Origin of the sequence: Oleiagrimonas sp. MCCC 1A03011, assembly GCF_003267965.1 — a bacterium.
Taxonomy (GTDB): domain Bacteria; phylum Pseudomonadota; class Gammaproteobacteria; order Xanthomonadales; family Rhodanobacteraceae; genus Oleiagrimonas; species Oleiagrimonas citrea.
This window is the reverse complement of record NZ_MSPY01000006.1, coordinates 96204-114690: the sequence shown is the minus strand read 5'-3', so window position 1 is coordinate 114690 and position 18487 is coordinate 96204. Positions and strand designations below refer to the sequence as shown.

Here is an 18487-nt window from a genome sequence, read left to right as displayed (position 1 = left end):
TGCTGATCTGCGCGGCCCCGGCGGCCGCGGCCCTCATAAAATCCCCCCAACCCCGGAACGGACGACATGAATCACGTTTCACGCCTACTGATCGCCCTGTCCCTGGCACTGCCGCTGACCGCGATGGCGCAGGACAACCCCGCCAGCAGCAATTCCAGCGACGCCACCAACAGCGGCGGCTGGTCCGGCAGCGGCGAACTCGGCTACGCCGCAGCACGCGGCAATTCACGCACCGAGAACCTCAACGCCAAGCTGAGCCTGAAGAAGGAAACCGAGCTCTGGAAGGACAGCTTCTACCTGACCGGCCTGCGCTCGAAAGGCAACGTCACCGTGACCGATGCCAACGGCAACAGCGTGGCGCAGTACACCACCACCGCCAACCGCTACGAGGGCGGCGCCTCGGTCGGCTACAAGTTCAGCCCGCGCAGCTACGTGGTGACCGCGGGCCGCTACGAGCACGACGAGTTCGGCTCCAACCTGTGGCAGGGCGTGGTCTCGGTCGGCTACGGCTACATCGCGCTGAAGAATGCGCGCACGGAGTTGTCGTTCGAAGCCGGCCCCGGTTACAAGCGCTACCGCCCCGCCGACAAGACCGTCACCGTCAACGGCCAGAGCATGAAGGTGGCGTCGCCGGTCAAAGACGAAGGCGTGCTGCGCGGTCTGATCAACTGGAAGTACCAGCTGACGGCCAACACCAAGCTCGAGAACACGCTGCTGGTCGAAGCGGGCTCCAGCAACCGCTACTACCAGAACGACGCCGGCCTGTCGGTCAGCATGACCGAGAAGCTGGCAATCAAACTGGGCTACCAGTTGCGCTACAACAGCAACGTCGAGCCTGGCGTGAAGCACAAGGATCAGCTGTACACCACCAACGTGGTCTACAACTTCTGATCGCCTGAGATCACGCGAAAAAACTTCGCCGGAGCGCGCCGCACGCGCTCCGGCGCATGTCCTGGAAGTCGATCAGCGCGGTTCGAGAAACGCCCCGGCGCCCTGATCGAGCAGCATCTGCGCCACGTTCCTGCCCAGCGCGGCAGCACCGTCCAGCTCGGCCTCGGCACGTGCGCGGACCACCTGGCCGCTGGCGACGTCACCGACCAGTCCCATCAGGGTCAGGCCGCGCTCGCCCACCACGCACCAGGCGCCGACGGGCACCGTGCAACTGCCGCCGAGCGCGGCATTCATGGCGCGCTCGGCGCCCACCGCAAGGCGGGTTTCGGCATCGTCCAGCGGCTTCAGCAGCTCGGCGATGCGACGGTCGCCTTCGCGAAGCTCGACGGCGATCGCCGCCTGCCCCGGTGCAGGCAGCCAGTCCGGCGCATGCAGCCGCGAACGGACACGCTCGCCCAATCCCAATCGATCCAGCCCGGCGCAGGCCAGGATGATCGCGTCGTAGTCGCCGGCATCGAGCTTGGCCAGCCGCGTGTTGACGTTGCCGCGCAGATCGCGAATGTCGAGATCCGACCGCAGGGCGCGCAGCTGCGCAGCGCGGCGCAACGACGAGGTTCCCACACGCGCGCCCTCCGGCAAATCGCCGGGGCGTTCGAAATGTGCGCTGACAAAGGCATCCGCCGCATCGGCGCGCGGCAAGATCGCACCAATGGCGAAGCCCGGCTCCAGCGTAGCCGGCATGTCCTTGAGCGAATGCACGGCAATATCCGCACGCCGCTCCAGCATCGCCACTTCCAGCTCCTTCAGGAACAGGCCCTTGCCGCCAATGCGCGCCAGCGGCTGGTCCAGCACCTGATCGCCGCGCGTGCTCATCGGTACCAGCTCCACATTCAGGCGCGGATGCGCCTTGCGCAGCAGGGCGGCGACGTATTCGGCCTGCCACAGGGCAAGCGCGCTCTTGCGAGTGGCGATTCGGAGCGTGTGGGCTGTCATCGGGAATCCGGTTGGGGCGATCGCGGTCACGCGATGCAAACCCGCATTCTACGATCCGCGTTCGCATGGCTCCACCGCCATGCGACGCGCTCAGGTATCGCCACGCACATGGCGGCGCACCGCGGGCAGGCTGCGGCGGCTGACTTCCGGCGTCTGCTCGGTGCCGGCCAGCCGCACCACGCTGCGACCGTCATCGAGCGTGCGGATACCCAGCAGGCGCGCGCTGGCGACCAGGCAGTTTCGATGCACGCGCAGCAGGTGCTCGGGCCAGGCCTGCTCCAGTTGGCGCAGCGAGTCCTCGATCAGCGCCTCACCATGGTCGTGATGCACGGTGACGTACTTCTCGTCGGCGACCAGGAAGATCACCTCGGCCAGCGGAATGCGGCGTTCCTCGTCGCGCGAGCGCGCAGTCAGCGCCGGCGCCGCGCCGGGCGCCGCGTCGATGCGAAGACGCGCCCGTTGCAGCGCCTCGCGCAGCCGTTCCAGGCGCACCGGCTTGAGCAGGTAGTCGACCACACCGAGTTCGAAGGCGCGCGGTGCGAACTGTTCGTAGGCGGTGCAAAACACCACCTGTGGCGGACGCGGCAACCGCGCCAGCCGCTGCGCCAGCGCCGTACCGTCCATGCCGGGCATGTTGATGTCCAGCAGCAGCAGATCCGGCTGCGCCTGCATGCAGATCGCCAGAGCCGCTTCGCCGTCGCTGACGCTGGCGATCACGGCGGCGTCCTCGCACTCGCCCAGCAGCGCCTCCAGGCGCGCGCGCGCCAGCGGTTCGTCGTCGACGATGATGATCTTCATGCCGGACTCCGGGGCAGGATCACGCGCACCGTGTAGCGTCCGTCCGCGTCCTCGACCATCAGCCGCCCGCGCTCGCCGTAATGGTAGGCGATGCGCTGGCGCACGCTGTGCAGGCCGTGACCGTGACCGTCCTCGTCCAGCGTGGTGACCGGCTCGCGCGGCACGGAGTTGTCGATGGCCATGCGGACCTCGTGTGCGTCGGCGCTGACCGCGATACGCACCGTGCCACCCTCGCGGCTGGGCTGGATGCCGTGACGTACCGCATTTTCCACCAGTGGCTGCAACAGCAGGCGCGGCAGCGTGAAGTCGGTCGGCGGATCGACGATGTCGCGCTGTACGCGCAGACGGTCGCCGAGGCGGCGCTGTTCGATGTCGAGGTAGCGGTCGACCAGGTCCAGCTCCTCGCCCAACGTGCCCTCGCTGTCGCTGGCCAGCGCCGCGCGGAACAGGTCGGCGAGGTCTTCCACGGTGCGCTCGGCCGCGGCGGGATCGACCCGCACCAGCGCCGCGACCGTGTTCATGCTGTTGAACAGGAAATGCGGCCGGATGCGCGCCTGCAAGGCCTGCACCTGCGCGCGCGATACCGCCGCCAGCCGCGCGCGCCACTGCATCAGCACGTAGAAATAGCGCAGCAGGGCCGCGGCGATCAGCGCCACCAGCGTGCCGTTTATCAGGGTGAAACGCGAGGTCGTCTGATGCGTCAGGCCAAGCTGCAACGCATGATCGATCCAGCCGATCGACGCGCTCAGCAACACCGTCATCGCCACCATCCACGACCAGACGGCGAAATACGGCAGCGTTGACGGAAGCCGCTCGAACCAGGGCCGGAGCATGCACACCGAAGCCGCCAGCACGACCGACAGCCACACCGCGAACAGCATGCCGACGCTGAAGGCGCGCCAGCCAGGCCGTGCGCCCGGCGCCAGCTGCATCACCGTGATCGTGATGCCCGCCACCAGCACCAGGGCGAACAGGCCCTGCATGCTGCACAGATCCGGCAGCGGCACACGCGTGTCGTCGCGGTCTCGATGGTCGCGGTTCATGGCTTCATCGTCTGCATGCCGCCCCGGTCGGCGCAGGAGATGGGAGCACTCTACCCGTTTGCGCCGGCGTCCGCCGCCTGCGTCGCGCACAGCCGCTCACCGAGCCAGCCGCGCAGATCGGCGATCTCCTCGACACTGACCTGGTGCGCCATCGGATAGCTGTGCCAGTCCACGCCATAGCCGAGCTGCGCCAACGCATCGCGGGACTGCTCGCCCAACGCCTGCGGCACCACCGGATCCTGACTGCCGTGCCCCCAGAAGATCGGCGTGTCGGCGTTGGCCGCACTGCGTTCGTCGGCCAGCGACTCCGCCAGCGGCAGATAGGTCGACAGCGCGACGATCCCCGCCAGTCGCTGCGCATGGCGCAGGCCGGCGTTCAGGGCAATCGCGCCGCCCTGCGAGAAACCCGCCAGCACGATGTGCTCGACCGGCACACCGCGTTCGATCTCGCGCGCGATCAACGCCTCGACCGCCTGCATCGACGCGTGGATGCCCTCCGCATCCTGCTTGTCGGCGATGTCCATGCCCTTGATGTCGTACCAGGCACGCATCGCCATGCCGCCGTTGACGGTCACCGGCCGCACCGGCGCATGCGGGAAGACGAACCGCAACGCGGGCCACTCCGGCGCCGTCAGCACCGGAATGATCGGCATGAAGTCGTTGCCGTCCGCGCCCAGGCCATGCAGCCAGATCACGCTGTGGGTCGGGTTCGGAGCGGTCTCTTTTTCTACGGTTTCAAGCAGCGTCATGACTTCTTTCTTGGCATCACAAAAGCCAAGCGTAGCGTCTTCGGCAGAACTTTTTCAGTGCGTGCGCCGCACCTTGACTGCATGGGCATGATCGGGCCGAAGCGGTTGCCCCGGCCCTTTGTTTGCCATGCGGCGTTCCGACCACGACATGCAATCACGCCGTGGCCGGAGCGTTCCCGGTCAGTGCACGTCCAGCCCCAGCTCGCCGGCGAAGAAGCTCAGCGCCAGCGCGGTGTTGCCCACGCGCTGCGCGAACGGCGCGCCGATGCCGTGACCGGCGTTCATGCGCGTCAGCAACAGGATCGGCTGTCCCGAGTCGCTGGCGTTCTGCAGCGCGGCGGTGAACTTGCGCGACTGCCACGGCGCCACGCGCGGGTCGTTCGCGCCGGTGGTCATCAACACGGCCGGGTAGGCCGTCTTCGGCTTCACGTTCTGCAGCGGTGAATACTTCAGCGTCGCGCGGAACTGCGCCGCATTGGAGACCGAACCGTACTCGCTGACGTTGTACTTGCCGTTAGCGAAGTTGGTCTCGTGGCGGATCATGTCGTAGATGCCGACCATCGACACCACCGCGCGATACGCCTTCGGATGCTGCACGATCTGCGCGCCCATCAGCAGGCCGCCGTTGCTGCCGCCCATGATTCCCAGATGCGCGGTATCGGTCCACTTGGCCTTCTTCAACGCCTGCCCGGCGGCGTAGAAGTCGTCGAACACGTTCTGCTTGTGCAGCTTCTGGCCCTGCGCATGCCAGGACTCGCCGAACTCGTTGCCGCCGCGGATGTTGGCGTAGGCCAGCACGCCGCCATGCTCCAGCCAAGCCATGTACGGACCGATGAAGCGCGGCGCGATGGGAATGTCGAAGCCGCCGTAGCTGTACAGGATGGTCGGCCGCTTGCCGTTCGGCGTCACGCCCGGCATCGACAGCACGGTCACCGGAATGTGCGTGCCGTCCCGGGACACGCCCTCGACACGCTGCACGCGGATCTTGGCGTAGGCATCGGTCGCCGGCTTCACTTCGAACACGGTCTTCAGCGCACCCGTCTTGGTGTCGTAATCGACCCATCGCGACGGCAAGCTCCAGCCACCGTAGCTGATCAGCGCGTGATCGCGCCCGTGCTCGGCCGCGATGCCGCCGATGCCGATGCCGCTCTTGGGCAACGGCACGCGGCGCACGAACTTGGCATGGTCGTCGTACTGATCGATCCACCAGTCCGGACCCCAGCTGCGCACCACCGCAAAGCCGTCTCCCATCGGCGTCACGCGCTGCACCGCGCCCTTGCCCGGCTTCAACAGCACGTGCAGTTCGCCGGACGGCTCGCGCACCAGCAGGCGTCCGCGCGACGCGTCAGCGTATTCCAGCAGCACCAGGCGCTGGCCGACCCAGGCCGCGCCGCGCACGTTGGAGCGGCGCCCCAGCAGCTTGCTCCAGTGTCCGTCGCGGCGCAGGTACACTTCCGCCGCGCCGCCGTCACCGATGTTGGCCAGCATCGCCAGCCGCTTCGCGCCGGGCGAACTCAACAGGCGGTATTCGGCCACCGCCGAATAGCCCTTGCCGAAGACGACCTTGTCCGTGTCGGCCTGGCTACCCAACGCGTGATGCACCAGTTCGGCATTGAACTGCTTCACCTTCTTGCCGGTCGGCGGCACCGGGAAGCGCACATAGACGAAACCGTGCTCGTCCGCGTCCCAGGCCAGCGCCTGCGGCGTGGTGCCGCCGCCGGCGTACGGCAGCGTGTCGTCGAGCCGCTTTCCGGTCTTCACGTCGAGTACGTGGATGGTGGTCAGTTCGCTGCCGCCCTTGGCGGTGCCGTAAGCCAGATAGCGCCCGCTGGGCGAGGGCCAGTAGGCGGTGATCGCCTCGCCGCCACCGTCCTTGTTCAGGTCCACCAGCGCACGCGCCTTGCCGTTCGGCCAGGCCTGCGCCATCAGCACCGGCTGCGGCTGCGGCGGCGTCTCCTGCATGTAGAAAAGCGTGCCGCCGGCCATCTCCGGCGCCGAACGCGTGGTCGAGGTGATCGCCAGTTCGCGCACGCGCTTGCTCAACGCCGCGTTGCCCGGCATGGCGTCGATGACATGCTCGGTGTAGCCGTTCTGCGCCTTGATCCATCGCTGCACCGCCGGATCGCCCGGGTTCTCCAACCAGCGGTACGGGTCCTGCACGACGACGCCGTGCAGCGTGCTGCTGGCGGCATGGCGCGCGGTGTGCGGCGGCGGCACGTCCGGCGGCGGGGCCTTGGTATCGAGCAAGGTCATCTCGGTGGACGAGCGGGTATGCACGGCGCTGTCCTGGGCATGGGCGACGCCCGCCCCCATAGCCAACGCCGCAAGGACGGCAAGCGGAAAGACTCGCATGGTGATGACACCTCCAACGGACTGCACAGGCTCCGAAGCGTAGCGCCATGCGCGCTCCTGCTCGACCCCTGACTTTCGGCACATGGCGCGCGCAACGGCGAATCGAGGCGGTATCCTCGGGGTTTGTTCGCACTGGGGAAACACGCATGCGTCGCATTGCCTTCTTCGCCGCGCTGGCGCTGACCTGCGCGCCCGCGCTGGCCGCACGGCTCACGGTCGACCAGATCATGGCCAATCCGGACTGGATCGGTCCGGCCGTCGAATCGCCGCACTGGAGCGCCGACAGCCAGTTCATCTACTACCGGCTCAAGCGCAAGGGCAGCGACATCCGCGACCTCTATCGCGTCGACCCGGTCAGCGGCCAGAGCGTGAAACTCGATGGCGCGCAGCAGGCCCAGGCTGACGGCGCACCGATCCTCAACCGCCAGCACACGCGCGCTGCCTTCCTGCGCCACGGCGACGTCTTCGTGCGCGATCTGTCCACGCACAAGCTGACCCAGGTCACGCGCACCGCGCAGCCGGAAAGCGGCGTGCAGTGGAGCGCCGACGGCGACACCGTGCAGTACCGCGCCGGCAACAACTGGAGCACCTACGACCTGCGCACCGGCACCACGACCAGCGTCGCCGTACTGAAAACCGCCGACAACCCGCAGGATGCCAAGCCCGACCAGATGGAGCGCCTGCAGCTGAGCCTGTTCTCGACGCTGCGCCACATGAAGGCCGAGAAGGACGCCGAGCGCCAGCGCGACGCGCAACTCGACCGCACCGACGCCACCCGCGCCGCGCAGCCGTTCTGGCTCGGCAAGGGCGTCCAGATCGCCGACACCGAGCTGTCGCCGGACGGCCGCTGGATGATCGTCGTCACCCAGCCCAAGGACTACGACGCCGGCAAGTCGCCGGTGGTCAACCACTACGTCACCGATTCGGGCTACATCCACCCGGAGAAAGCACGCACCTATGTCGGCCGCAACGACCCCGCGCCGCAATCGCTGGTGCTGCTCGACCTGAACGCGCACAAGCAGTACGCGCTGTCCCTGAACGCCCTGCCCGGCATCCACGACGACCCGCTGGCCGCGCTGCGCGCCAAGCGCCAGGCCGAACTGCGCAAGCAGGGCCATGATGCCGAGGCCAAGGCGCTCGACGCGCCCAAGACCCGCGGCGTGCGCATCGCCGACTACGGCCCGGCCACACTGGCCTGGAGCGACGACGGCCGCGCCGCCGCCGTGATGTTCCGTGCTATCGACAACAAGGACCGCTGGATCGCCAGCGTCGACTTCGCCGCGCACAAGCTGGTGCCGCAGCACCGCCTGCACGACAAGGCCTGGATCAACTGGAACTACAATGGCTTCGGCTTCGTCCCGCACAGCCACACGCTGTGGTACGAAAGCGAGCAGAGCGGCTATGCGCAGCTGTACGTGAAGGCCCTGAACGGCCGCGCCAAACAGCTGACCTCGGGCCATTTCGAAGTGCGCACGCCGCAACCCTCGCCGGACGGCAAGTGGTTCTACGTGCTCGCCAACAAGCAGGCGCCGTACGCCTACGACGTCTACCGCGTGCGCAGCAGCGGCGGCGATCTCGAACGCGTGACCGCCTACGAAGGCATGTACGACGTCGAAACCCCGGTGCCGTTCCGCCTGTCGCCCGACGGCAAGCGCCTGGCCGTGCTGCATTCGTCGGCCTACGTGCCCGACCAGCTCGCCGTCATCAACGTCGATGGCACCGGCGGCCGCGAGCTGACCGACACCCGCACGGCGAAGTACAAGGCCATGCGCTGGATCCAGCCGCAGATCGTGCAGGTGGCGTCCAGCCACGGCGACTTCAAGATCTACGCCAAGCTGTACAAGGCCGCCGACTACGACGCCTCCAAGCCGCACCCGGCCGTGCTGTTCGTGCACGGCGCCGGCTACCTTCAGGACGTCACCAAGGGCTGGTCGTACTACTTCCGCGAGCAGATGTTCCACAACCTGCTGGCGCAGGAAGGCTACGTCGTGCTGGACATGGACTACCGCGGCTCGGAAGGCTACGGCCGCGACTGGCGCACGGCGATCTACCGTCACATGGGCCATCCGGAGCTGGAAGACCTGCTCGACGGCAAGGCCTGGCTGGTCAAGCACTACCACGCCGACCCGCAGCGCGTGGGCATCTACGGCGGCAGCTACGGCGGCTTCATGACCGAGATGGCGCTGCTGCGCGCACCCGGCCAGTTCGCCGCTGGCGCGGCGCTGCGTCCGCCGGCCGACTGGACCAGCTACAACCACGAGTACACCTCGAACATCCTCAACGATCCGCAGCTCGATCCCGAGGCCTACAAGATCAGCTCACCGATCGAATATGCGCAGAACCTGCAAGACCCGCTACTGATCTGCCACGGCCTGATCGACAACAATGTCATGCCGACCGACTCGATCCGCCTGTACCAGCGCCTCATCGAACTGCACAAGCACAACTTCTGGATTTCGCTGTATCCGATGGAGCGCCACGGTTTCGTCCACGCCGATTCCTGGCGCGACGAATACACGCGCATCCATGACCTGTTCACGCGCTTCGTGCTGAACAAGAAGGACAAGGACACGGCGGCCGCCAAACCCTGACGTCCCGGGTGATTCGGAATCACGGCATGGGCCGGGCTTGCGCATGCGAGCCCGGCCCGTTCTTTTTTCTGGCCCGGCATGCGACGCACCAATGACCGACATGCTCAAATGAAACGACGCAACGTGCCGAACCGCCCATGACACGCCAGCCGACCCTCGCCACCGAACGCCTCGTGCTTCGCCCGTTCGCCGCCGCCGATGCGGAAGCGGTGCAGCGACTGGCCGGCGACGCGCGCATCGCCGACACCACCGCGCACATTCCGCATCCGTACCCGGATGGCGCGGCCGAAGCCTGGATCGCACAGCACCCGGCCGACTTCGCTGCCCGCCTTCGCGCCGTGTTCGCCGTGACACTGCGCCGCGATGCGCGATTGGTCGGCACGGTTTCGCTGAACGGGATGTCCCGCCCGGATGCCCGCGCCGAGCTGGGCTACTGGATCGGCGTCGAGCACTGGGGCCAGGGCTACGCCACCGAAGCCGCCGCGCGCCTTCTCGCGTTCGGCCACGAAGCGTGGGGGCTGAGCCGGTTCGTCGCCCACTGCCTGGCGCGTAATCCAGGCTCGGCACGGGTCATGGAAAAACTGGGCATGAAACAGGAAGGCCGCCTGCCGCAGCACCTGCGCAAGAACGGGCGCTTCGAGGACATCCTGCTGTACGGGCTGAACCTGCCTTCACGCGGCCGCGACGCACCCAACGGCGCGCGGCCTCGAAGCCGGACGGAGTAGACTCCCCGGCTTGCCCTCGCCGTCTGGAGCCCGCCATGCCCATCACGCCCCGCATTCCCCGCCCCTGGGTCGACCGACAGGCGACCGCGCGCACATTGATGGAAACCGAGCTGGAAAAGCTGCCGGCAGACGAGCGCGAGATCGTCGAACGCTTCATCCGCCGCAAGCACATCGCGCGCAACGTGCTGAAGGAATTCGATCAGAGCATGAGCTTCGGCGAGCGCCTGTCCGACCGCATCGCCGAGATCGGCGGCAGCTGGACCTTCATCCTGCTGTTCCTGTTCTTCCTCGCCGCATGGATGGTCTTCAACAGCTTCGTGCTGCACAAGCAGGCCTTCGATCCGTATCCGTACATCCTGCTGAACCTGGCGCTGTCGTGCCTGGCTGCGCTGCAGGCGCCGGTCATCATGATGAGCCAGAACCGGCAGGCCGACGCCGACCGCGCGCAGGCCAAGAACGACTACGAGGTCAACGTCCGCGCCGAGCTGGAAATTCTGCAGGTGCATGAAAAGATCAACGCGACCCGTGAAACCGAACTCACCGAACTGCTGGAGATCGCCCGTCGTCAGGAAGAAATGATCGGCGCATTGCAGCAACGGCTTGCCGCAAGCTCTTCCTGACATGCTCTTCCACACCCTCGCACGCACAATCCGACCATGCTTCCCGATATCCGCATCGACACCCGCCTCGGCCCGGACGTGGCTTGCCTCCTCGATGAACACCTGCGCGACATGCGCGCGGTGTCGCCGCCGGAAAGCAAGCATGCGCTGGATCTGGACAGCCTGCGCGCACCGGACATCACCTTCTGGACCGCCCATCGCAACGGCCGGCTGATCGGTTGCGGCGCATTGAAGGCGCTGGACGCCGAGCACGGAGAGATCAAGTCCATGCGCATCGACGCAGCCTGCCGCGGACAGGGCGTCGGTTCGATGCTGCTGCAGCACATCGAACAGGAAGCCCGGCGCCGCGGCTACACCCGGCTCAGCCTCGAAACCGGCTCGATGGATTTCTTCCTGCCCGCGCGTGCGCTGTACGCACGTCACGGCTTCACGCCCTGCCCGCCGTTCGCCGCCTACCGGCCGGACCCGAACAGCGTGTTCATGACCAAACGGCTGTCCGACTCGCGCTGAGCCGTCGCACAGCGGGCTGTTCCGCACACCGATTCCGACTTCCTTGCTAGGCCGCATGGCCGAACGGCCAGCGCTTGCCGCGGCGGACGACACACTCTATACCTCGATGCGGGGCATGTCCGCGGCATGCATCGCTCGGCTCGACCGCCGCCGCATGCCGGCTGCCGAACCTCCGGTTCGCGCAACTTTGGTCCGGTTTCCCGTCGTTCGATCCAACACAGGAGCGCATCATGGCCATCCGCTATCTGAAGCTCGTTCTCGTCGCCTTCGTCGGCCTGCAGGGCTGGCTCTACGTCGCCGGCAATCTGGCCAACTGGCATGCAGGCGTCGGCGCCATCTCCTATGTGATCGGCATGCAGGACCATGCGATCTACCCGCACCACATTGCACCGGTGCTGTCGGGACCGATGTGGGCCAGTCTGGTCTTCGTGCTGATCCTCTGCGGTGAATTCCTGGTCGGTGCGCTCTCGCTGAAGGGAGCATGGGACCTGTGGGCCGCGCGCGGCCAGCCCGCCATCGGCTTCAACAGCGCCAAAAAATACGCCGTGCTGGGACCGGGCATGGCGATGGTGGTCTGGTTCGGTGGCTTCATCGTGCTCGGCGGCGCGTGGTTCCAGATGTGGCAGACCCAGATCGGCGACGGCTCCTTCAAAGACGCCTTCGTGTATGCCGTCACCGCAGGACTCATCCTTCTTTTCGTCCAGCACGCGGACGACTGAACGCACCACCCGATGACTACCAACAAGAACCGTCCCACACACATCCCGGTCGACGATTTCCTCGCTTCCGTGACGGATGAGCGCCGCCGCGCGGAATGTCGTGACCTGCTGGCGATCTTCAGCCGCATCACCGGTCACGATCCGGTGATGTGGGGGCCCGGCATGATCGGTTTCGGCAGCTATCACTACCGCTACGCGTCCGGACGCGAAGGCGATTTCCTCGCCACGGGCTTCGCCCCCCGCAAAGATGCAATCAGCATCTATCTGATGGCGGACTTTCCCGGCCAGGAGGCGCTACTCGAACGACTCGGCAGACACCGCCGCGGGAAATCCTGCCTCTACGTCCGCCGCCTCGACCAGGTCGACCTGGCGGCACTCGAGGCCCTGATCGCCGGCGCCTTCACCGAAATCGGCCAGCGTCACGGCGGCATCCGCACCGCGCCCCACGGTTGCTGACGCGCCGAGATACCCGCCGCGGCCTGCATAATGTTGACGCAAATCACATTTTGCGTCGCCTTTCGTGCATCCTTGGGACTGCCGGCCGCGTATGGATGCATGTAGGGCCGCACGCATCGCTCGGCACTGCAGTGTCCACCGTCAGGGAAAAGTCGGGAGAGCCGCCATGGATGAGACCACCGCCGCAACGGTCACGAAGACCGAATCGGTCTGGGACTACCCGCGCCCGCCGCGCATCGAGCCGGTGCAGGCGCATCTTCAGGTCGTGTTTGCCGGTGTCGTCATCGCCGACAGCATTCGCGGTTACCGTGTGCTGGAAACCAGTCACCCGCCGACCTACTACCTGCCTGCCGAGGACGTCATCGCCGCCCATATACGTCCCACGCACGGCCAATCGCTTTGCGAGTTCAAGGGGCTGGCGTTCTACTGGAACGTGAAGGTCGGCGACCGTATCGCCGAACACGCGGCATGGAGCTACCCGGAGCCATCACGCGCTTTTCGGACCCTCGCGCATTACCTCGCCTTCTATCCGGGCCGCATGGACGCCTGCTTTGTCGATGGGGAGCAGGTCGAGGCGCAGCCTGGCGATTACTACGGCGGCTGGATCACCGCCGACATCCGCGGGCCATTCAAGGGCGGTCCGGACACTGCAGCGTGGTAGCCGGTCCGCGTTGATGCACGCGCTGTTCAGAAGGCCTTGGCGCTCTTCCACAACATCAGGCACGCCACCGCGACAATGGCCACCGCGAAGATCAGATTCAGCGCGCCGCGCGTGCGCGCCAGCCGCTTCGCCCCGAGCACGCCGAGCCAGCCGCCGAGGATGCCTCCGGCAATGAACTCCAATGCCACGCCCCACTCGATCATGCCCGATGCCGCGTAGTTGATCGCCGTAGTCAGACCAAATGTGCCCACCGCAAACAGGGACGTGCCCACGGCGTAGATGATCTCCATGCCGCTGGCGAACATCAGACCGGGCACGATCAGGAAGCCGCCGCCGATGCCGAAGAATCCCGACAGCGCGCCCGCGCCGACACCCACGGCGCCCAGACGCGGATACATGTGCGGCTTCGGCTCGGTACCGCCCGCGCCATTGCGCCGACCGCGGATCATCAGGAAAGCCACCACCAGCATCAGCAGGGCGAACAGGAACAGCAGTCGCTGACCGTCCACGACCTTGCCGATGCTCGACCCGAGCACCGCACCGACCACGCCCGCCGGCGCGAACACGAAGGCCGCCTTCCAGCGCACGTGACCGGCTCGCGCGTGGGGAATCAGATTGGCGAAGGCATTGACCGCCACCGCCAGCGCGCTGGTGCCGATGGCCAGATGCGCATCACGCACGCCGACCACGTACAACAGCAGCGGCACGGCCAGAATCGAGCCGCCGCCGCCGATCAGCGCCAGCGAGAAGCCCACCAGAGTGCCGCAGAGCACGGCAACGATATCCACGGAAGGGATCATGTTCGGTTTCCTTTTTCACGTCGTCCACGGCGCACTGCACCCGCGGATGACGTCGCACGCTCGCCCGCTGTTCGCTTGCTGGACGGCAAGTCTTCGATGAACCGTCGCACCCACGACGGAGAGATGCCCCGCCGGCGCGCCCGAATCGCCCTCATGCGATCCGCCTCGACACCGACGATTTCGTATCGACCGCGCTCAACCGGAAAACTGGTTGAGCGGGATCTTCAGGTAACGCACACCGTTGTCCTCGGCCGGCGGAAGCTGCCCCGCGCGCATGTTCACCTGCACGGAAGGAAGGATCAGCGTCGGCATGGACAGCTTCGCATCGCGCGCCTCGCGCATGGTCACGAACGCGTCCTCGGACACCCCCGTGTGTACATGCACATTGGCGCGCTTCTGCTCGCCGATGCTGGTCTCGTATACGAATTCCTCGCGTCCCGGGGCCTTGTAGTCGTGGCACAGAAACACGCGCGTGGCATCCGGCAATGCGAACAGGCGCTGGATCGAATTGTAGAGCGTGTGCGCATCGCCACCGGGGAAATCGCAGCGCGCCGTGCCGTAGTCCGGCATGAAGATGGTGTCGCCCACGAATGCCGCGTCGCCGATCACATGCGTCATGCAGGCCGGCGTGTGACCCGGCGTGTGCATGGCGACGGCCTCGATGTTGCCGACACGGTAGGTCTCGCCGTCGCGGAACAGATGGTCGAACTGGCTGCCGTCACGCGCGAACGCCGTGCCGGCGTTGAACAGCTTGCCGAAAGTGTTCTGCACCGTGGTGATGTGCTCGCCGATGCCGAGCTTGCCGCCCAGCGCCTCCTTCAGGTACGGAGCGGCGGACAGATGATCGGCATGCACGTGGGTATCGATGATCCACTCGCACTCCAGGCCCTTCTCGCGCACGAACGCGATGATGCGGTCGGCGCCATCGCAACGGGTCGTGCCGGATGCGGGATCGTAGTCCAGCACACTGTCGATGATGGCCGCACGCAAGGTGTCCGGATCCCACACCACGTAGCTGAACGTGTTGCTGGGGTCATCGAAAAAGGCCTTCACCTCGGGATGCTTGCTCATGCGCCTGCCTCCTCATTGTTGATAACGGCAACGCGGGACGAAACTTCGCCACCGAATCTGCCGCACGATACGCGGAACGACGGGACCCGTCGTTATATTCAATAGTTCTAATATAAAGTCCTGTCCCCATCATCGCAAGCCCGCATCTCGCATCGTGCCGTTCGATGCGACCCGGCATATAGCTGCCACCCATATAGTTGCCTTGACAATTATAAATGCGACTATATTATGTGCGGCATGGAAAAGCCCACGAACCCAGCCGAAACGCACGATCTCAGCTTCGGCCTGCTGATCAGCATGATCCGCACCGAGCTGGTCCGCGCGCTCGAAGCCGAACTGCAAACCGAAGGCGTGGACCTGCGCTTCACCCAGTTCCTGGCCCTCAAGCGCCTGGCCCTGGACGGCCCGATGTGCGCCGGCGAACTGGCCCGCGCCGTCGATCACGACGCCGGCGCCATGACCCGCGTGATCGATCAGCTGGAAACCAAGGGCTATGTGCGCCGGCAACCGCATGAACAGGATCGACGTTCGATGCGCATCGCCGTCACCGACGCCGGCATGGCCACCTGGCGACACATCGCCAAGGCGCACGAACGCACGCTGGAGCGCGCCCAACAGGAACTCTCGCCGGACGAGCGTGCGCAATTGATGGACTCCCTCGAACGCGTTCTTGCGGCCCTGCGCGCCGCGGAATGAATCAAATTCTGCCCAGGCAATGAAATTCATGCGACGCACTCCCCTACTGCTCACCGCTGCCCTGACCGCCGTCCTCGCCGGCTGCGCCAGCACCGGTGGCCTGCATTCGGACGCCAAGACGCTGCAGGCCGACCAGCTGGCCGCTTCGCGCAGCCTCGGTCATGCCGACGTCTCCCACGACTGGCCCGCCACCGACTGGTGGACCGCGCTGGGCGACAAGCAACTGGACGGCCTGATCGACGAAGCGCTGAAGAACAACCCGGACCTGGCCATCGCCCGCGCCCGCGCCCGTGCCGCCGAGGCACAGGCCGGCGCCGCCGAGGCCACGACCAAACCGACCCTGAACGCAGGCGCCAGTGTGGCCGGCGCGCGCCTGCCCTCGACGCTGGTGCCCGCGCCGATCGGCGGTCACTTCAGCTGGATCAAGTACGGCTACCTCAGCTTCAATTGGGACATCGACCTGTGGGGCGGCGAACGCGCCGCCTGGGAAGCCGCCGTGGGCCGCGCCCGCGCCGCCGCCATCGACACCCAGGCCGCGCGCCTGGAGCTGTCGGCGAACGTGGCCCGCGCCTACGCCCAGTTCGGCTATGCCTGCAGGCAACAGGACCTGGCCCGCGAGCAGCTCGCACGCGCCACCCATGTGCGCAAACTGACCGACCAGCGCGTGCAGGCCGGCATCGACAGCCGCCTGCAGCTGCAGCAGTCCACCGCCGAGCAGGCCACGGCCGAACAACAGCTGGCTGCCGCCGACCGTCGCGTGACGTCCGCCCGCAACGCGCTGTCCGTGCTGCTGGGCAAAGGGCCGGACCGCGGTCTTGACATCGCACGCCCGCAGCCGCTGTCCCCGGCGTCCGTAGCGCTGCCCTCGACGCTGCCGGCCCAGTTGCTGGGGCGCCGTCCGGACGTGATCGCCGCGAAGCTGCGCGTGGAAGCGGCCAGCAAGGACATCCAGTCCGCCAAGACGCGCTTCCTGCCCAACCTGAGCCTGGGCGCACTGGCCGGACTGGCCGCCGGCGGCGGCGACAACCTGTTCCAGCTGCCCGCACGGTTCTATCAGGTCGCCCCGGCCGTGAGCCTGCCGATCTTCGAGGGAGGCCGCCTGCGCGCCAACCTCGCCGGCCGCGATGCCGCACGCGATCTGGCTGTGGCGCAGTACAACAAGACCCTGATCGGCGCGCTCGACGCCATCGCCGACAAGCTCGATGGCGTCAAGGCGCTCAAGCAGCAGGCCGCCGCGCAGCAGCGCGCCCTGGATGCCGCGCGCGAGGCCTGGAAGCTGGCCATGGACCGCTACAAGTCCGGCATCGGCAGCTACCTGCAGGCGCTGACCGTGCAGCGTCAGCTGCTGGCGGCCGAGCAGAGCGCCGCCGCGCTGCATGCCGAGCAGGTCGACCTCTCCGTACAGCTGATCGAGGCCCTGGGCGGCGGCTACCGCCCGGCCGATGATCCCTCCAACGTCTCCCCCACCGCGACCGCTGCGAACACCGACTCCTCCCGAGGCACCCCATGAGCAACGAGCAGAACATCGCCGAAACCAAGAACGCAGAAGCACCCAAGAAGGGCCGCCGCGGCTTCCTGCTGCGCGCGCTGCTGATCGTCATCGTACTGGCCGCCATCGGCTGGACGCTGTGGTATGTCTTCGAGGGCCGCTGGTACGCCGACACCGACGACGCCTACGTCAACGGCAACGTCGTGCAGATCACGCCGCGCGAACCCGGCACCGTGGTCAGCATCGGCGCCGACGACGGCGACCTGGTCCACGCCGGCCAGGTGCTGGTCAAGCTGGACCCGAGCGACGCCGAAGTCGCGCTGGAAGCCGCCGAAGCCAACCTCGCCCGCACCGTGCGCCACGTTCGCGGCCTGTACAGCAACGTCCAGGGCGCGCAGGCCGACATGGAGGCGCGGCAGGTCGCGCTGGCCAAGGCGAAGGCCGACTACAAGCGGCGTGAGAGCCTGGCCAAGACCGGCGCCATCTCCAGCGAGGAACTGGCCCACGCCCGCGACGCGCTGGACGCCGCCCGCAGCGCGCTGAGCGCGTCCGAACAGCAGTACAACAGCAGCAAGGTGCTGGTCGACGACACCGTGGTTGCCTCGCAACCGGACGTGAAGGCCGCCGCCGCCAAACTGCGCGCGGCCTACCTCGAAAAGGCCCGCACCACACTGGTCGCGCCGGTCACCGGCTACGTCGCCAAGCGCACCGTGCAGGTCGGTCAGCGCGTGCAGCCGAGCGTGCCGCTGATGGCCGTGGTGCCGCTGCACCAGGTCTGGGTCGACGCCAACTTCAAGGAAACCCAGCTGGGCAAGATGCGTCTGGGCCAGCCGGTCGAACTGGAGTCGGATCTCTACGGCAGCGGCGTGACCTTCCACGGCAAGATCGTCAGCCTCGGCATCGGTACCGGCAGCGCGTTCTCCCTGCTTCCGGCGCAGAACGCCACCGGCAACTGGATCAAGATCGTGCAGCGCATTCCGGTGCGCATCGACCTCGATCCGAAGGACGTGGCCAAGCATCCGCTGCGCATCGGCCTGTCGATGACCGCGTCGGTGAACCTGCACGACCAGACCGGCCCCGTGCTGCCGAAACAGGCGCCGACCAAGCCGCTGTTCACCACCAACGTCTATCAGAAGCAGATGAACGCGGCGAACACGCTGATCGAGCAGATCATCCACCGCAACATGGGACACGCCGCCAAGCACGGCTGAGCGCCCCGACCGAAACAGGAAACCTCCGGCCGCCCGCGCGGCCGGAGACAGGGAAGGTGCACTCGCACGCACGTCTCCGTCGGGCCTGATGCCCGCGACGCCCCCTCACCGA

18 protein-coding genes are annotated in these 18487 nt (G+C 67.0%); 11 read left to right on the top strand and 7 right to left on the bottom strand.

From position 1 onward, the window contains the following. Positions 1-66 precede the first annotated feature (66 nt). A complete protein-coding gene (locus BTJ49_RS12390; RefSeq protein ID WP_338042921.1) occupies positions 67-891 on the top strand; it encodes a DUF481 domain-containing protein in 825 nt (274 codons plus the stop codon). Between the two features lie 72 nt (positions 892-963). Here the strand turns inward: BTJ49_RS12390 and hemC are convergent, their stop codons facing one another. The 5 genes from hemC to BTJ49_RS12365 all read right to left on the bottom strand — a co-directional run bounded on the left by hemC (position 964) and on the right by BTJ49_RS12365 (position 6826). Next, positions 964-1884, bottom strand: coding sequence for a hydroxymethylbilane synthase (hemC, locus tag BTJ49_RS12385; RefSeq protein ID WP_113065720.1), 921 nt, complete (start codon positions 1882-1884; stop codon positions 964-966). Positions 1885-1974: 90 nt separating this feature from the next. Beyond that, complete coding sequence (locus BTJ49_RS12380; protein ID WP_113065719.1) at positions 1975-2682, bottom strand: LytTR family DNA-binding domain-containing protein; 708 nt, start codon at positions 2680-2682, stop codon at positions 1975-1977. After that, positions 2679-3725, bottom strand: a complete 1047-nt coding sequence (locus BTJ49_RS12375) for a sensor histidine kinase (RefSeq protein WP_113065718.1) — start codon at positions 3723-3725, stop codon at positions 2679-2681. Before BTJ49_RS12375 ends, BTJ49_RS12380 begins: the two co-directional genes overlap by 4 nt. 50 nt (positions 3726-3775) lie before the next feature. Then, positions 3776-4474: an alpha/beta hydrolase gene (locus BTJ49_RS12370; protein ID WP_113065717.1), complete on the bottom strand. Its 699-nt coding sequence runs from the start codon at positions 4472-4474 to the stop codon at positions 3776-3778. A gap of 180 nt (positions 4475-4654) precedes the next feature. Next, the gene (locus BTJ49_RS12365; RefSeq protein WP_240601826.1) at positions 4655-6826 is read right to left on the bottom strand and encodes a prolyl oligopeptidase family serine peptidase; all 2172 of its coding nucleotides are present in this window, start codon (positions 6824-6826) and stop codon (positions 4655-4657) included. A 146-nt stretch (positions 6827-6972) separates the two neighbouring features. Between BTJ49_RS12365 and BTJ49_RS12360 the strand changes: the two genes are divergently transcribed. The 7 genes from BTJ49_RS12360 to BTJ49_RS12330 all read left to right on the top strand — a co-directional run bounded on the left by BTJ49_RS12360 (position 6973) and on the right by BTJ49_RS12330 (position 13108). Then, positions 6973-9417, top strand: coding sequence for an LpqB family beta-propeller domain-containing protein (locus BTJ49_RS12360; protein ID WP_113065715.1), 2445 nt, complete (start codon positions 6973-6975; stop codon positions 9415-9417). Between the two features lie 137 nt (positions 9418-9554). After that, positions 9555-10142, top strand: coding sequence for a GNAT family N-acetyltransferase (locus BTJ49_RS12355; RefSeq protein WP_113065714.1), 588 nt, complete (start codon positions 9555-9557; stop codon positions 10140-10142). 35 nt (positions 10143-10177) lie between these two features. Beyond that, entirely contained in the window at positions 10178-10762 is a 585-nt protein-coding gene (locus BTJ49_RS12350; RefSeq protein WP_113065713.1) for a DUF1003 domain-containing protein, read from the top strand. A gap of 36 nt (positions 10763-10798) precedes the next feature. Further along, positions 10799-11272: a GNAT family N-acetyltransferase gene (locus BTJ49_RS12345; RefSeq protein ID WP_113065712.1), complete on the top strand. Its 474-nt coding sequence runs from the start codon at positions 10799-10801 to the stop codon at positions 11270-11272. Positions 11273-11502: 230 nt separating this feature from the next. Beyond that, positions 11503-11991, top strand: a complete 489-nt coding sequence (locus BTJ49_RS12340) for a DUF2165 family protein (protein ID WP_113065711.1) — start codon at positions 11503-11505, stop codon at positions 11989-11991. A 12-nt stretch (positions 11992-12003) separates the two neighbouring features. Continuing rightward, positions 12004-12447 (top strand): DUF1801 domain-containing protein, encoded by a 444-nt coding sequence (locus BTJ49_RS12335; protein ID WP_113065710.1) that lies wholly within the window; start codon positions 12004-12006, stop codon positions 12445-12447. Between the two features lie 166 nt (positions 12448-12613). Next, the gene (locus tag BTJ49_RS12330) at positions 12614-13108 is read left to right on the top strand and encodes a DUF427 domain-containing protein (protein ID WP_113065709.1); all 495 of its coding nucleotides are present in this window, start codon (positions 12614-12616) and stop codon (positions 13106-13108) included. Between the two features lie 26 nt (positions 13109-13134). Here the strand turns inward: BTJ49_RS12330 and BTJ49_RS12325 are convergent, their stop codons facing one another. Together BTJ49_RS12325 and BTJ49_RS12320 are read right to left on the bottom strand one after the other, a co-directional pair. Further along, entirely contained in the window at positions 13135-13908 is a 774-nt protein-coding gene (locus tag BTJ49_RS12325; protein WP_113065708.1) for a sulfite exporter TauE/SafE family protein, read from the bottom strand. Between the two features lie 195 nt (positions 13909-14103). After that, positions 14104-14979 carry an MBL fold metallo-hydrolase gene (locus BTJ49_RS12320; protein ID WP_113065707.1) on the bottom strand — a complete coding sequence of 292 codons (876 nt, stop codon included), beginning with the start codon at positions 14977-14979 and terminating at the stop codon, positions 14104-14106. A gap of 237 nt (positions 14980-15216) precedes the next feature. On the opposite strand from BTJ49_RS12320, the gene BTJ49_RS12315 reads away from it, so the two are divergent. The 3 genes from BTJ49_RS12315 to BTJ49_RS12305 are packed head-to-tail and all read left to right on the top strand — an operon-like array spanning position 15217 to position 18375. After that, positions 15217-15675: a MarR family transcriptional regulator gene (locus BTJ49_RS12315; RefSeq protein WP_113065813.1), complete on the top strand. Its 459-nt coding sequence runs from the start codon at positions 15217-15219 to the stop codon at positions 15673-15675. Between the two features lie 28 nt (positions 15676-15703). Next, positions 15704-17185 carry an efflux transporter outer membrane subunit gene (locus tag BTJ49_RS12310; protein WP_113065812.1) on the top strand — a complete coding sequence of 494 codons (1482 nt, stop codon included), beginning with the start codon at positions 15704-15706 and terminating at the stop codon, positions 17183-17185. Beyond that, on the top strand, positions 17182-18375 hold the full coding sequence (locus tag BTJ49_RS12305; RefSeq protein ID WP_113065706.1) for an HlyD family efflux transporter periplasmic adaptor subunit: 1194 nt from the start codon (positions 17182-17184) through the stop codon (positions 18373-18375). Before BTJ49_RS12310 ends, BTJ49_RS12305 begins: the two co-directional genes overlap by 4 nt. The last annotated feature ends 112 nt before the right edge of the window (positions 18376-18487 follow it).